Below are 13,972 nucleotides of genomic sequence, written 5' to 3'. Positions count from 1 at the left end.
TGCCTTGTGCGATGGAGGGGTTGGGGCGCGTCCTGCGGTCAACGGCCCGGCGCGTCCGGCGATCAACGTCCCGGCGCGTCCCGCCATTAGCGTCCCGGCGCGTCCCGCACCATCGGCACGAAGGCCTCGAGCAGCCGCGGCATCTCCTCGGCCGGCACCGGCATCTGGTCGCGCGAGAGGGTCAGGCTGTCGAGGAAGCGGCCGGCACGGGTGTAGAGGGTGATCTCCAGCGCCTCGCCGACCACCTCGGGCCGGCAGACCACCTCCTCGTCCGGCACCTCCCGGCGCGCGGTCTCGACGAAGTCGCGGATCTCCTCGATCCCGCCGGTGTCGATCCCGGCCTCGCCGATGAAGTCGTCGATCTCGGCCACGACCTCGGAGGGCGGCACGAGGGCGAGCGGCACGCAGCCCTCCACCGCCTCGGAGACCGCCATACGCCAGCGGTCGAAGCCGGTGCGGAAGGCCATCTCCTCCGGCGTCTCTTCCTCCGGGCCGTCGGCGTCGTCGCCCTCCGGCGCGGGGGGCAGCCCGTTCGCGGCCAGCTCCTCCCAGCTCGGCAGCGCCCAGTCCACCTGCAGGCCGAGCAGGACGCCGAAGCCCCGCTCCTGCAAGGACGCCGGGTCGGCGGGGGGAAGCTCCGCCGGCTCACGCCCCTCGGCCAGGCTCGCCAGCGCCCGGCGCAGGGCGGTGGCCTCGATCTCCCCGAAGCTGTCTGGGGATCGCCATTCCGGCAGGAAGCGCACCTCCAGCGCCTCGCCCAGCAGGCCTGAGGCGAGGAGGCTGCCGCCCAGCGAGGCCGCGTCCGGCAGGGCGCCGGGCGGGAGCGCCACCGGCAGCGCCACGAGCTCCGCCCAGCCCGAGGGGCCGACCGCCGCCCCTTCGGCGATCTGCAGCAGCTCGAGGTCGAGGTCGTCGGCCGCCTCCTCCCCGTAGCGGTCGGCCACCTTGCGGACGGCGAGCGCCAGCACGCCCTGGCGCCCCTCGGCCAGCAGCCGCTCCGCCATCAGGCGGAAGGCGCGGTCGTCCTCGCCGGCGAAGGCGCGCATCAGCCGCTCGGCCGGCGAGAGCGAGGCGCCGCCGGCCGGGGGCGCCTCCCGCGGCCCTGCCTTGCGCGGGTCGAGGCCGAGCGCCGCCAGCGCGGCCGCGCCGCGGAGAAGCCCGTCGCGGCGGCGCCAGGCGAGGCGGTTCGCGGGGGTGTCGGGGCGGCCGTCCATCCAGCGCCGGAAGCTCGCGCGATCGGCCACCTGCACCAGCACCTCCACGCCCTCCTCCGCCATGGCCGCCGCGACGGCGCGGTTCACGGCGGCAACGGCCGCGAGGTCGGCCTCGCCGGGGCGGAAGGTGTCGAGCGTCTCCGCGTCGGGGTAGTGGGTGATGATCACCGCGGAGAGGTCCGGGGCGAGCTCGCGCGCGAGCGCCTCCGCCGCGGCGGCCTTGGCCCCCGGCCCGTCGGGTCGTCGCGGAGCGGTCACGGCGCGTCCCCGTCCCAGGCCGGGTTGACGAAGGGGGACGGCGCGCCGAGCTGCCGGCGCGCCGCCGCGTATTCCTCCCGCAGCCGGGCGACGAGCGCCCCGGCGGGCTCCACCGATCGCACCGCGCCGATGCCCTGGCCGGAGCCCCAGATGTCCTTCCAGCGCTTCGTCCGGTTGCCGCCGAAGTCCATCGCGGCCGGGTCGTGCGCCGCCAGGTTGTCGGGGTCGAGCCCCGCCCGCACGAGGGAGGGGCGCAGGTAGTTGCCGTGCACGCCCGTGATGAGGTTCGTGTAGACGATGTCCGACGCCCCGTGGTCGACGATCATCCGCTTGTGCCCCTCCTCCGCCCGCGCCTCGGCGGTCGCGATGAAGGCGCTGCCCACGTAGCCGAAATCGGCCCCCATCGCCTCGGCGGCCAGCACCGAGCGGCCGTGGGCGATCGCGCCCGAGAGCGCGAGCGGCCCGTCGAACCATTCGCGGGTCTCGGCGACGAGCGCGAAGGGCGAGAGGCTGCCGGCGTGCCCGCCCGCCCCCGCCGCCACCAGCACAAGCCCGTCCGCACCCTTCTCGACGGCCTTCCGCGCGAAGGTCTGGTTGATGACGTCGTGCAGGACGTGGCCGCCATAGGCGTGCACCGCTTGGTTCACCTCTGGCCGCGCGCCGAGGGAGGTGATGACGATCGGCACGCGGTGGCGCACCACCACGCCGAGGTCGTGCTCCAGCCGGTCGTTGGAGCGGTGGACGATGAGGTTGATGGCGTAGGGCGCGGCGGGGCGGGCGGGGTTGTCGCGGTCGTGCGCCGCCAGCCGCTCCTCGATCTCGCAGAGCCACTCGTCGAGCTGCGACGCGGGGCGGGCGTTGAGCGACGGCATGGCGCCGACGATCCCCGCCCGGCACTGCGCGACGACGAGGTCGGGCACCGAGATGATGAACAGCGGCGAGGCGATCACCGGGAGCGAGAGCCGGCCCCGCAGCCGGTCGCGCAGCGTGGCGGCGGGCGCCGCCGCGGGCGGCCTGTCGAGCGTGGCACCGGCTTCCATCCTGGACCCTCCGTCGGGCCGCCCTCGCGCGGGGCCGCCCCTTCCGGGGCAGCATAGGGCCGGACGCGCCGCGCGTCCCACCCCCGGCGCCGGCCCGCGGGCGCCCTCAAGCTTCCGTGCGGCGGCACGCCGCGGCGCGGGGCCCGGCGGAGGCCGGCGCGCCGGGCGGCGAACTGGGCTAGGCTTCCCCCGTCAGGGAGGATTCGCCCATGCCGGTGTCCGGCACCTTCATCGTCTTCGCCGTCATCCTCGTCCTCGCCCTCGTCACCGCCGCCAAGGGCATCCGCACCGTGCCGCAGGGCGAGGTCTGGACGGTGGAGCGCTTCGGCCGCTTCACCACCCTCCTCCAGCCCGGGCTGAACTTCATCATCCCCTACGTGGACGCCATCGGCCGCCGCATGAACGTGCAGGAGGTCGTGCTCGACATCCCCGAGCAGGTGGTGATCACGCGCGACAACGCCTCGGTCGCGGTGGACGGCATCGTCTACTACCGCGTGATGGAGCCGGCGAAGGCCGCCTACCAGGTCCAGGACCTGCAGCAGGCGCTGACCGCGCTCTCCATGACGAACATCCGCTCCGTCATCGGCGAGATGGACCTCGACCAGACCCTCTCCTCGCGCGAGCGGATCAACACCGCGCTCCTCGTCACGCTCGACGGCGCGACCGAGCCCTGGGGCGTGAAGGTCAGCCGGGTCGAGATCCGCAAGATCGAGCCGCCCGAGAACCTCATCCGCGCCATGAACCTCCAGATGACCGCCGAGCGCGAGCGGCGCGCGACCGTGGTGCAGGCCGAGGGCGCGAAGGCCGCGCTGGTGCTGCAGGCCGAAGGGCGCCGCGAGGCCGCCTTCCGCGACGCCGAGGCGCGCGAGCGCTCCGCCCAGGCGGAAGCGACGGCCACCCGCATGGTCGCGGAGGCCGCGAGCGGCGCGGGCGGCGACGCGCTGCGCTACTTCGTCGCCCAGAGCTACGTCACGGCCTTCCAGGCCATCGCCGCCAGCCCCTCGTCCCGCCTCGTCATCGTGCCGATGGAGGCCGCGGGCCTCGCGGGCGGGGTGACCGCGGCGCTCGAGCTTCTCCGCGACGGCACGGGCGGCGGCATGTCCCCCGGGGTCGCCGCGGGCCGCGCCGCGCCGCCGCCGCCCTCCCGCCCGCCCGGCTTCGCGCCGCCGCCGCCCGCGGGGACGGCCGAGGCGCGCTCGGTGCCGCGCACGGGGGCCGGTCCTTGGACATCTGGCTGATCTGGGTCCTCGCCGGCCTGCTCCTGCTCGGGGCGGAGCTGCTGCTGCCGGGCATCTTCCTTCTCTGGGCGGGGCTGGCGTCCGTCGGCACGGGGCTGGCCTGGCTTGCCCTCGCACCGGGCTTCCCGGCCGCGGTCGTCATCTTCGTCGCCCTGATGGCGGCGGGCGTCGCGCTCGGCCTCCGCCGCCGCGGGGCGGGCGCTTCCTCGCTGAACACCCCGGAGGCCGGGCTGGCCGGGCGGGAGGGACGGGTCCTCGCCGCCGACGAGACGGGGCTCCGCGTGCGGATCGGCGACAGCGACTGGTCCGCCCGCCCCGCCGCCGGCGCGCGGCTCCCGGCCGGCACCGCCGTGCGGGTGGAGGCGGTGGAGGGCACGGTGCTGGTGGTGCGCGCCCTGGACTGAGGCGGCGGCCCGGCCGCGGGCCTCCCCGGCAACCCCCCGCGGCGCCGGGGGTTCGTGGGGGGTGCCCCGCCGAGGAGACGACGCGTGCCCGACGACCCTCACACCCTTCCCGCCGACGAGCCGCTGGGCCGCCTGGAGCCCGTCGCCCATTTCAGCGGCCCCATGCCGACGGGCGTCACCGTCTCGCGCGCCGGGCGGATCTTCGTGAACTTTCCCAAATGGGGCGATGCCGTCGAGTTCACCGTCGCGGAGCTCCGGGACGGCGAGGCCGTGGCCTACCCCGACCTCGCCACCAACGCGCCCGGCGAGGACGACCCCGCCTCCGGCCTCGTCTCCGTGCAGAGCGTGGTGGTGGACCCCGCGGACCGGCTGTGGATCCTCGACACGGGCAGCCCGATGTTCGCGCCGACGCGGCCCGGCGGGCCGAAGCTCGTCTGCGTGGACCTAGCGACGGACCGGGTGGTCAAGCGCATCCTCTTTCCCGCCGACGTCGCGCTGCCCACCACCTACCTCAACGACGTGCGCTTCGACCTCCGCCGCGGGGCGGAGGGGATCGCCTACATCACGGACAGCGCGGATAGCGGGCCGAACGGGATCATCGTGGTCGACCTCGCGACCGGAAACAGCTGGCGCCGCCTGCACGACCACCCCAGCACCAAGGCCGAGCCGCCCGAGCGCTTCCTGCCGGTGGTGGAGGGCCGACCGCTGATGGAGCGCGAGCCGGGCAAGCCGCCGAAGCCCGTCACCATGGGGGCGGACGGCATCGCGCTCTCCGCGGACGGATCGCGCCTCTTCTACTGCCCGCTCGCCAGCCGCCGCCTCTACAGCGTCGCGACCGACGCGCTGGCGGACGCGCATCTGAGCGAGAGCGGCGTCGCCGCGACGGTGCGGGACGAGGGCGACAAGGGCGGCGGCGCGGACGGGCTGGAGGCGGACGCCGAGGGCCGCCTCTACGCCACGAGCTACGAGCACGACGCCGTCCTGCGCCGCTCCGCCGAGGGCGCCTGGGAGACGGTCGCCCACGACCCCCGCCTCCTCTGGCCCGACACCCTGTCCCTCGCGGCGGACGGCTACCTCTACGTCACCGCGAACCAGCTTCACCGCCAGGCGAAGTACCAGGGCGGCGAGGACCGGCGGCACAAGCCCTACACCCTCTTCCGGGTGCGGGTGGACGCGACCCCCGTCTGGCTTCGCTGAGGCGGGCCTCCAACCCTCCGCGCGGCCCCGCGTTGGGAGAGGAGCAAGGAAGGAAGCCGGAGATGACCGCGAGACCGCCGGAGGGACCGAAGGCCGACTTCGACGCGGAGGGCGCCTCCGAGGCCCCGATCCCCCGCCCACCCTCCGCGAAGGAGGTGGACCGCATCAGCGAGGCCCAGGGCCTGATCACCGACGAGTGGACGGGCGAGCCCGGCGACGGCAGCCCCGGCAACGACCCGCCGCCCGCCAAGACCTAGCCGCCCGGGCTTGAAGCCCGCCCTCCGCCGTTTCATATCGCCGCCAGTCCATGACCTGACGACTGGAGGTTGCTTGTGAGCGAGACGGTGGAGCGCCACGAATTCGGCGCCGAGGTCGGGCGCCTGCTGGACCTGGTGGTCCATGCCCTCTACTCCGACCGCGAGATCTTCCTGCGCGAGCTGGTGGCCAACGCGGCCGACGCCGTGGACCGCCGCCGCTTCGAGGCGCTGACCGGCGCCATCCCCGCTGTGCCCGAGGGCGGCGCCGTGCGCGTCGTGCCGGACAAGGAGGCGCGCACCCTCACCATCGCCGACCCCGGCATCGGCATGACGAAGGCCGAGCTCGCGACCAATCTCGGCACCATCGCCCGCTCGGGCACCCGCGCCTTCACGCAGTCCCTCGCGGAGGCGCCAGCCGGCGACCGACCGAGCCTGATCGGCCAGTTCGGCGTCGGCTTCTACTCCGCCTTCATGGTGGCCGACCGCGTCGAGGTCACGTCGCGCAAGGCCGGCGCCGAGGAGGCCTGGAGCTGGGCCTCCGAGGGGCGCGGCGACTTCACCCTCTCCGCCGCCACCCGCGAGGAGCCGGGCACGAGCATCGTCCTGCACCTGAAGGAGGACGCGGCCGACTACCTCGAGCCCTTCCGGCTGAAGTCGATCATCCGCAAGTGGGCGGACCACATCACCATCCCCATCACCGTCGCGCGCGACGGGACGGACGAGCCCGCCAACGAGGGCACGGCCCTCTGGCGGAAGCCGAAGTCCGACATCACGCCCGAGAGCTACACCGAGTTCTACCGCCACCTCGGCCACGTCTTCGACGAGCCCTGGGCGACGCTGCACTGGACCGCCGAGGGCGCGATCGACTTCACCGCCCTTCTCTTTATCCCCGGCATGAAGCCCTTCGAGGCCGTGGAGGGCGAGCGCGAGAGCCGGGTGCGCCTGCACGTCCGCCGCATGTTCATCACCGACGAGGCCGGGCTGCTTCCGAACTGGCTCCGCTTCGTCCACGGCGTGGTGGACACCGAGGACCTGCCGCTGAACGTCTCCCGCGAGATGCTCCAGGCGACCCCCGTCCTCGCCCGCATCCGCCGCGCCGTCACCAACCGCGTGATCTCGGAGCTGAAGACGCGCGCGAAGGAGGCGGAGGACTACGCCAAGTTCTGGGAGAACTTCGGCACCGTCCTGAAGGAGGGGCTCTTCGACAGCCCCGAGCATTCCAAGGACATCGCCCAGCTCCTCCGCTTCCGCTCCTCCGCGGTCGAGGGCTGGACCTCGCTCGCCGACTACGTCTCCCGCATGAAGGAGGGGCAGGAGGCGATCTACGTCCTCGCCGGCGACGCGCCCGAGGCGCTCGCGAAGTCGCCCCAGCTCGAGGGCTTCCGCGCCCGGGGCGTGGAGGTGCTGCTGCTGTCGGACCAGATCGACGCCTTCTGGCCGGAGCGGCTGGACCGCTTCGAGGAGAAGCCGATCCGCAGCGTGACGCAGGGCAACGTGGACCTCTCCAAGGTTGCGGCGCCCGAGGGCGCGCTGGAGGAGGCGGCCGATGTCTCCCGCCTTCTTCCGCTGCTCAAGGACGCGCTGAAGGACCAGGTCTCCGAGGTGCGCGCGACCGACCGGCTCGTCGGCAGCCCCGTGGTCCTCGCCGCCGCGGAAGGCGGGCCGGACCTGCAGATGCAGCGCCTGCTCGCCCGCGCCGGCCGCGGCCTCGGCGCCGGCCTGCCCGTGCTGGAGGTCAACCCGCGCCACCCGCTGGTGCGCGCCCTGGCCACAAAGGCCGCGGGCGACGCCCCGCTCGAGGACGCGGCGGGGCTGCTGCTCGACCTCGCCCGCGTGCAGGACGGCGACAGCCCGCGCGACCCCGCCGCCTTCGCGCGGCGCGTCGCGGAATCCTTCGCCGCCAGCCTCGGCTGAGGCGCATCCCGGGACCGCGGCGCGCCGCGGTCCCGCCATCACGGGGGCACCGCATGGACGACGAGGACGACGCGCCCCCGCCGCCGGGCCTGCCCCGCGGCAAGTTCTACATGACCCCGGCCGGCGAGGCCGCGCTGAAGGCCGAGTACGAGTCCTTCAAGGCGGAGCGCCACCGCGTCGTCGAGATCGTCTCCTGGGCCGCCGGCAACGGCGACCGCAGCGAGAATGCCGACTACAAGGAGGGCAAGCGCCGGTTGCGCGAGATCGACCGGCGCCTCCGCTACCTCGGCCACCGCCTCCAGGCGGCCGAGGTGGTGGACCCGGCCGCGCAGCGGCAGCGCGACCGCGTCTTCTTCGGCGCCACCGTCACCTACCTCAACGAGCGCGACGAGAGCGCCCGCGTGACCATCGTCGGCGAGGACGAGGCGGACATGGCCGCGGGCAAGATCAGCATCGCCTCCCCCATGGCCCTTGCCCTGCTGCGCGCCCGCGTGGGCGACGAGGTGACGGTGCGCACCCCGGCGGGACCCTCCTCGGTCGAGATCACCGCGATCCGCTACCCCGGCTAATCCGCCTCCCAGCCGATCGCGCGGCGGAGGAAGGCCGCGCCCAGCGCCGCGAAGCCCGCGACCTCCGCGTTGTCCTTCCCGTAGCCATGGCCGCCCGCGGCGGGCTCGTGGAAGAGGGCGGGGTAGCCCAGGGCCTGGAGCTTCGCCGCCATCTTGCGGGCGTGGCCGGGGTGCACGCGGTCGTCGCGCCGCGTCGTCGCCAGCAGGATCGGCGGGTAGGCGCGCCCCGGCTCCGCGACGTGGTAGGCGGAGAGGTGCTGGAGGAATTCCCAGTCCTCGGGCCTGTCGGGGTCGCCGTACTCCGCGATCCAGCTCGCCCCCGCCAGCAGCTTGCTGTAGCGGCGCATGTCGATGAGCGGGATCGTGCAGAACAGCGCGCCGAAGCGCTCCGGGTAGCGCGTGAGCATGTTCGCGATCAGCAGCCCGCCGTTCGACCCGCCCTCCGCCGCGATGCGCCCGGGCCGCGTGACGCCGCGGCGCACGAGGTCCGCCGCGACCGCCGCGAAGTCGTCGTGCGACAGGCGCTTCCTCTCGCGCCGCCCCGCCTCGTGCCAGCGCGTGCCGAACTCGCCGCCGCCGCGGATGCTCGCCACCACCGTGGTCCCGCCCCGCTCCAGCCAGAGCTTGCCCTGCATCCCCTGGTAGGTCGGCAGGCGGGAGAGGCGGAACCCGCCATAGCCTGTCATGTGCACCGGCGCCTCGCCGGTCTCCCCGGCCGGCCCGGTCTGGACGTAGGGGATGCGCTCCCCGTCCACCGAGACCGCCTCGTGCCGCGTGACCACGAGCCCCGCCGCGTCATAGGTGGCCGAGGATCGCCGCAGCAGCGCCGGGGTGGAGAGGCCCGTGTCCGTCAGAAGAAGGCTCGGCGGCGTCACCGGGTCCTCGAACTGCGCGAGGAGGCTTCCGTCAGATTCCTCCGCCTCGGTATCGAGCGGCCAGAGATGCGCGACCCCCGTTTCCGGCAGCCCCTGCAACTCGGCGGATGCCCAGTCGCCGGGGGTGATGACGGTGAAGACCGGCCGCAGCTCGTCGAGCACCGAGACGACGAGCCGCCCGTCGCACCAGAAGAAACCCTGCAGTGCCCGCCGCTCGTCGGGCTGGAAGAGGGTGCGGAAGTCCCGCGATCCCGCCAGGAAGTCGTCGAGCCCGATGCCGAGCAGCGTGTCGGCCGCGCGCGTCGCGCCGCCGACGGACCACTCGCCGCGCGGCCGCACCGCCAGCCAGCCGCGCTGCCACCGGAACCCGGCGTCGAGCGGCAGGTCGATCGCGCGCCGCGGCCCCGCGCGGTCGCCGAGATGGACGGTGGTCTCGTAGAAGCCGATCTGGTCGGTGAAGACGAGGCGGCCCGGCGTCTCGCGGTCCACCCCGCCCCAGGCGCCCATGTGCCCGGGGTCGCACTCGAAGAGGACCGGCGCGGCCAGCGGGTCGGTGCCGCGCGACCAGAGCCGGACGGTGCGCGCGTAGCCGGAGCGGGTCGCCATCCCCTCCCCCAGCGCGGAGGAGACCAGCAGCGTGTCCCGGTCCACCCAGTCGGCGCCCCCCTTCGCCTCCGGCAGCACGAAGCCGCCGGGCACGAAGCGGCGCTCGGCGGGGCTGAACTCGCGCAGCACCGTGGCGTCGCCGCCGCCGCGGGAGAGGCTCAGCAGGGCGAGGTCGTGCCCGTCCGGCAGCGTCGTCGCGCCGCCCCAGACCCAGTCCTCCCCCTCCTCCCGGGCCAGGGCGTCGAGGTCGAGCAGCACGTCCCAGTCGGGCGCGGCGCCGCGGTAGGAATCGAGCGTCGTCCGCCGCCAGACGCCGCGCGGCTGCCCCGCGTCCTGCCAGAAGTTGTAGAGCCAGCCGCCGCGCCGGGTGACGAAGGGCAGCTTGTCCGGGCGGTCCAGCACGCGCCGCACGGCGTCCCGCTCGGCCTCGAAGCGGGCATCGGCCAGGCGCGCCAGGGTCGCCGCGTTCTGCGCCTCCACCCAGGCAAGGGCGCGCTCCCCCTCCACCTCCTCCAGCCAGAGCCAGGGGTCGTCGTCCGGCGCGGCGAGGGTGGGGCGGGGGTCGGCGGGATGGGGCATGCGGCACTCCTGGGAGGGGGCGGGCGGGCGGCCCGGCGCGCCCGCCCGGCAACGCGGTCGGCGGAAGGTCAGTCGAGGGTGACCCCGATGGCGCGCACCACCTCCGCCCAGCGGCGGGTCTCGTTCGCGACATAGGCGGCGGCGGCCTCCAGGCTGCCGCCCATGGGGTCGAAGCCCACGGCCTCCAGGCGCCGGCGCGTCTCGGGATCGGCGAGGGCGAGATCGACGTCGGCGTTCGCCTTGGCCAGGATCGCGCCCGGCGTGGCCGCGGGGAAGAACATCGCCGTCCAGGTCACGTCGTCGAAGCCGGGAAAGCCCCGCTCCTCCAGCGTCGGCACCTCCGGCAGGGCGGCGGAGCGGCGCGCGCCGGTCACGGCCAGGCCGCGCACCCCGCCCTGGCGCACCATCTCCATCGCCGCCGGCAGGGCGACGCTGGCCAGCTCGAGCTGCCCGCCGAGCACGGCCGTCAGCGCCGGCCCGGCGCCGGTGAAGGGCACGTGCTGGGCGTCCACCCGCGCCAGCAGGCGGAACAGCCGCTCGGCCGAGAGATGGGGCGTGGTGCCCACCCCCGCGGTGCCGAAGTTGACGGGCTGGCGGCGGGCGAGCGCGACCAGCGCGGCGACATCGGCCGCGGGGGAGTCCGCGCGGACGACGAGGATGTTCGGCGTGGAGGCCATCAGCGCCGCGGGCGCCAGCTCCTCCGGCCGGTAGCCGGCGTTGCGCGTGAGGCTCGGGTTCACCGCGAAGGCGCTGGTGGTGACGAGCGCCGTCGCCCCGTCCGGCCGCGCCCGCGCGACGAGCTGGGCGCCGATGTTGCCCCCGGCGCCCGCGCGGTTCTCGATCACCGCCGCCTGGCCCCAGATCTGGGAGAGGCGGTCGCCCACGATCCGCGCCACGAGGTCCGCCGGCCCCGCGGGCGCGAAGGCGACGGCCAGGCGCACCGGGCGGTCGGGCCAAGCGGCGGGGGCCTGGGCGCGGGCCGCGGCCGGGACCAGCCCGGCGCCCGCCGCGGCCAGGAGGACCCGCCGGCCGGGGCCCTCACCCCGCGGCATGGGGCGTCTCCGTCAGGGCGTCGCGGTTCGCCAGCAGGTGCTCGGCCGCCTCCAGCCGCGTCCCGGTCCAGACGTCGGTCGCGGCCTTCACCCGGCGCATGATCTCGTCGAAGACCCAGGCGCCGGCGGGGCGGCCGTAGACATGGGTGTGGATGGTGACGTCGAGCATCACCGACCGCGTCTCGCGCTCGCGCATGGCGGCGAAGGCGTCCTCGAACTGCTCGAGCATGGCGCGGGCGTTGTTGCCGTAGCGAATGGCGCTCGGCAGGTCGTTCACGTCCATGATGAGGGGGATGGCGACGATCTCCGCGCCGCCCTCCCGCGCGAGGTAGGGCAGGTCGTCGTCGTTGCAGTCGCCGTGGTGGAGGTAGCCGGCCTCCGCGAGCAGGCGGGCGTGGATGGGGCTGCCCGTGCCGCGCGGGCTGATCCAGCCGCGCGGCGCCTCGCCGGTGACGTCGGCGATGAGGCCGGTGGTGCGGCGGATGTTCTCCCGCTGCCCCGCCTCGTCCAGGTAGACGGGGATCACGTCCATCCCGTAGGAGTGCGCGACCACCTCGTGGCCGCCCCGGTGGATGGCGCGCACGGTGTCCGGCCACTTCTCGGCCAGCACCCCGTTGGTCATGACGCTCGTGCGCAGGCCGTTCCGCGCGGCCACCTCCAGCGCCCGCCAGATGCCGCGCGTCGCGCCGTAGAGGCCCCAGCTCGCGGCGTTGGCGTCGAAGAAGCCGGGCCTCAGCGGGTTGCCCATGGGGCCGATGCCCGGCACCTGCCCCTCCGACCAGCCCTCGTAGGCGATGTTGAAGACGATGCCGACGCGCGCACCGCCGGGCCAGCGGAAGGCGGCGCCGGCGCGGAGCGCGGCAGGGGCGGGTTGGTTCACGGTGGCGTCTCCAGGGCGGCGTCCGGGCCGGCGACGCGCCGCGCGACGGCGCGCGTCGGCGGCGTCGCGCGCGCGCTCGTTCTCGTTCAATCGCTTAGCGAGGCTAGGCGCGGGGGCGGGGCGCGGCAAGGCGCGGCGGGCCGGTCGCTCGGCCGTGACCGGGGGCGCCGTCACATTCAGGCGGGGTGCCCCGCCCTCGCCTCCCGCGCGGCGCCCCGGCCCGTTAAGTGCCTCGCGACCCCGCCCCCCGGGCCCGGGGATGCTCCGACCCCCCTCAGAGGCAGCACAGCATGGCAAACCAGACGCGCAGCGGCGCCCCCCCCGGCGGCCGCCCCGCCGCCGCGGGCGGGCCCTCCCCCTCCCCCGCCGCGCCCCCGGGCCTCTTCGGCCTCTCCTGGCCGATCCTGGCCGCGGCCGGCGGCTTCCTCGTCCTGCTCATCCTCGGCTGGTCCATGGCGGTCTCCCGCGGGAACCGGCTGGAGGTGGCCGAGGCCGCGCGGCGGGGGCAGGCGACGCGGCTGGCGGAGCTGGACGGCACCCTGTCGCGCGAGCGCCAGGCGAACGGCGACCTCGCGGCCGTGACCGGGCGTGCCGAGGCCGCCCGGGCCGCCCTCGCCCAGGCGGAGGCCCGCAACCGCGACCTCGCCGCCGCCGCCGAGGGCGCCCAGGCGCGGCTCGCCGAGGTCACCCCCCAGGTCACCGCCGCCGAGGCGCGGCTGGCCGAGCTGGCCGCCGCCGCCCGCGCGACCGAGGGCCAGGTGAACGAGCTCCGGCAGGGCGCGCAGGCCGCGGCCGCCGGGCTCGATCAGGCGCGGGCGGCGGTCGCGGAGGCGGAGGCCGCGCTGGCCCAGCGGCGCGCGGAGGTATCCTCCCTCGCGGCCCAGCAGGAGGCCGCCGCCAACGGGCTCCGCGCCGCCGAGGCCCGCGCGGCCGAGCTGACCGCGACGGCCGAGGCCGCCCAGGGGCGCGTCGCCGCCCTCGTCGCCGAGGCGGGGCGCGCGCAGGAGGGGCTGACGACGAACCAGGCGGCGATCGCGGGGGCCGAGGGCCGCGCCCGCCAGCTCGCCGAGGGCATCGCGGCCGCCGAGGCCGCCCTCGCCGCCCGCCAGAACGACCTCGCCGGGGCGGAGGCGCGGCTGGGCGAGCTGAACCGCACGACCGAGGCCGCGGCCGGGGCGCTGCGCGAGGCCCAGGCGCGCGTCGCCGAGGCCACCGCCGCCGCCACCGCGGCCGAGGGCCGGCTGGGCGAGCTGCGCACCGCCGCCGAGGCGATCGGCCCGGCCGAGGCGCGCTTGGCCGAGCTGAACCGCGGCCTTGAGGAGGCTCGCTCGGCCGCCGAGGCGGCGCGTCAGGAGGCGACCACCCTCGGGGAGCGCGCGGCCGCCCTGCGCAGCCAAGTCAGCGAGGCGGAGGCCGCCCTGGCCGGCCGCCAGCAGGCGCTCGCCGAGGCGGACCGCCGCCTGGCGGGGCTGCGCGAGGCCGCGACGGCCGCGGAGGGCGACCTCGCCGCCCGCCGGAAGGAGGTGGAGGACACCACCGCCCGCAACGCCGAGCTGGGGCGCGGCATCGAGGAGGCGACGGCCCGGCTCCGGGCCCTGGAGGGCCGCTCGACCTCGCTCGAGGCGGATGTCTCGACCGCCACCAGCGGTCTCGAGCGGCTTCGCGCGGAGGCGGCGGGGCTGACGGAGCAGGTGGGCCAGCGGCGGCAGGAGCTGTCGGCGCTGGAGGCCGGGGTGGCCCGGCTCCGGGCCGCCCCGCCGGCGCCCGAGCCGGCCGCGCCCGCTCCGGAGGCGGCGCCCGCCCCCGAGGACGCGCCCGCCCCCGCGGCGCCCCGCTGACGCCGGGCGGGCCGGGGCGGAGGACCCGCCCCGGCCCGCGGCCCGTGCGCA

The 13,972-nt window shown here is 76.0% G+C and carries 12 protein-coding genes; 7 read left to right on the top strand and 5 right to left on the bottom strand.

The genetic code is table 11. The annotated features are described in order from the left end of the window. Positions 1 to 86: 86 nt before the first annotated feature. Together EAH89_RS15405 and EAH89_RS15400 are read right to left on the bottom strand one after the other, a co-directional pair. On the bottom strand, positions 87 to 1,472 hold the full coding sequence (locus tag EAH89_RS15405; RefSeq protein WP_140884581.1) for a hypothetical protein: 1,386 nt from the start codon (positions 1,470 to 1,472) through the stop codon (positions 87 to 89). After that, complete coding sequence (locus EAH89_RS15400; protein ID WP_140884580.1) at positions 1,469 to 2,512, bottom strand: NAD(P)H-dependent flavin oxidoreductase; 1,044 nt, start codon at positions 2,510 to 2,512, stop codon at positions 1,469 to 1,471. The genes EAH89_RS15405 and EAH89_RS15400 overlap by 4 nt, the downstream gene beginning before the upstream one ends. Positions 2,513 to 2,721: 209 nt before the next feature. On the opposite strand from EAH89_RS15400, the gene EAH89_RS15395 reads away from it, so the two are divergent. The 6 genes from EAH89_RS15395 to greB all read left to right on the top strand — a co-directional run bounded on the left by EAH89_RS15395 (position 2,722) and on the right by greB (position 8,091). Then, positions 2,722 to 3,750, top strand: a complete 1,029-nt coding sequence (locus EAH89_RS15395) for an SPFH domain-containing protein (RefSeq protein WP_140884579.1) — start codon at positions 2,722 to 2,724, stop codon at positions 3,748 to 3,750. Further along, positions 3,735 to 4,154, top strand: a complete 420-nt coding sequence (locus tag EAH89_RS15390) for an NfeD family protein (RefSeq protein WP_140884578.1) — start codon at positions 3,735 to 3,737, stop codon at positions 4,152 to 4,154. The genes EAH89_RS15395 and EAH89_RS15390 overlap by 16 nt, the downstream gene beginning before the upstream one ends. Positions 4,155 to 4,238: 84 nt before the next feature. Beyond that, a complete protein-coding gene (locus tag EAH89_RS15385; RefSeq protein ID WP_206667565.1) occupies positions 4,239 to 5,351 on the top strand; it encodes an L-dopachrome tautomerase-related protein in 1,113 nt (370 codons plus the stop codon). A gap of 62 nt (positions 5,352 to 5,413) precedes the next feature. Then, a complete protein-coding gene (locus EAH89_RS15380) occupies positions 5,414 to 5,608 on the top strand; it encodes a hypothetical protein (RefSeq protein WP_140884577.1) in 195 nt (64 codons plus the stop codon). Between the two features lie 75 nt (positions 5,609 to 5,683). Next, positions 5,684 to 7,522: a molecular chaperone HtpG gene (htpG, locus tag EAH89_RS15375; RefSeq protein WP_140884576.1), complete on the top strand. Its 1,839-nt coding sequence runs from the start codon at positions 5,684 to 5,686 to the stop codon at positions 7,520 to 7,522. Between the two features lie 53 nt (positions 7,523 to 7,575). After that, entirely contained in the window at positions 7,576 to 8,091 is a 516-nt protein-coding gene (gene greB / locus EAH89_RS15370; protein ID WP_140884575.1) for a transcription elongation factor GreB, read from the top strand. Here greB and EAH89_RS15365 read toward each other — a convergent pair. The 3 genes from EAH89_RS15365 to EAH89_RS15355 form a co-directional block, all read right to left on the bottom strand. Beyond that, complete coding sequence (locus EAH89_RS15365; RefSeq protein ID WP_140884574.1) at positions 8,088 to 10,151, bottom strand: prolyl oligopeptidase family serine peptidase; 2,064 nt, start codon at positions 10,149 to 10,151, stop codon at positions 8,088 to 8,090. The two genes, greB and EAH89_RS15365, sit on opposite strands and share 4 nt — an antisense overlap. A 68-nt stretch (positions 10,152 to 10,219) precedes the next feature. Further along, entirely contained in the window at positions 10,220 to 11,203 is a 984-nt protein-coding gene (locus EAH89_RS15360) for a tripartite tricarboxylate transporter substrate-binding protein (protein WP_140884573.1), read from the bottom strand. Beyond that, entirely contained in the window at positions 11,190 to 12,083 is an 894-nt protein-coding gene (locus EAH89_RS15355; protein ID WP_140884572.1) for a polysaccharide deacetylase family protein, read from the bottom strand. Before EAH89_RS15355 ends, EAH89_RS15360 begins: the two co-directional genes overlap by 14 nt. Before the next feature lie 290 nt (positions 12,084 to 12,373). Between EAH89_RS15355 and EAH89_RS31970 the strand changes: the two genes are divergently transcribed. After that, on the top strand, positions 12,374 to 13,921 hold the full coding sequence (locus EAH89_RS31970) for a coiled-coil domain-containing protein (RefSeq protein WP_140884571.1): 1,548 nt from the start codon (positions 12,374 to 12,376) through the stop codon (positions 13,919 to 13,921). The last annotated feature ends 51 nt before the right edge of the window (positions 13,922 to 13,972 follow it).

This window comes from Muricoccus nepalensis (genome assembly GCF_006438825.1).
Taxonomy (GTDB): domain Bacteria; phylum Pseudomonadota; class Alphaproteobacteria; order Acetobacterales; family Acetobacteraceae; genus Roseomonas; species Roseomonas nepalensis.
The sequence above is the reverse complement of the archived record's forward strand: the minus strand, read 5'-3'. Positions and strand labels throughout refer to the sequence as shown.

What these genes read in the sequence shown, in the direction of transcription:
- EAH89_RS15360 (WP_140884573.1), bottom strand. Translation starts at nt 11,203, where the DNA reads ATGCCGCGGGGTGAGGGCCCCGGCCGGCGGGTCCTCCTGGCCGCGGCG.
- greB (WP_140884575.1), top strand. Translation starts at nt 7,576, where the DNA reads ATGGACGACGAGGACGACGCGCCCCCGCCGCCGGGCCTGCCCCGCGGC.
- EAH89_RS15365 (WP_140884574.1), bottom strand. Translation starts at nt 10,151, where the DNA reads ATGCCCCATCCCGCCGACCCCCGCCCCACCCTCGCCGCGCCGGACGAC.
- EAH89_RS31970 (WP_140884571.1), top strand. Translation starts at nt 12,374, where the DNA reads ATGGCAAACCAGACGCGCAGCGGCGCCCCCCCCGGCGGCCGCCCCGCC.
- EAH89_RS15380 (WP_140884577.1), top strand. Translation starts at nt 5,414, where the DNA reads ATGACCGCGAGACCGCCGGAGGGACCGAAGGCCGACTTCGACGCGGAG.
- EAH89_RS15400 (WP_140884580.1), bottom strand. Translation starts at nt 2,512, where the DNA reads ATGGAAGCCGGTGCCACGCTCGACAGGCCGCCCGCGGCGGCGCCCGCC.
- EAH89_RS15395 (WP_140884579.1), top strand. Translation starts at nt 2,722, where the DNA reads ATGCCGGTGTCCGGCACCTTCATCGTCTTCGCCGTCATCCTCGTCCTC.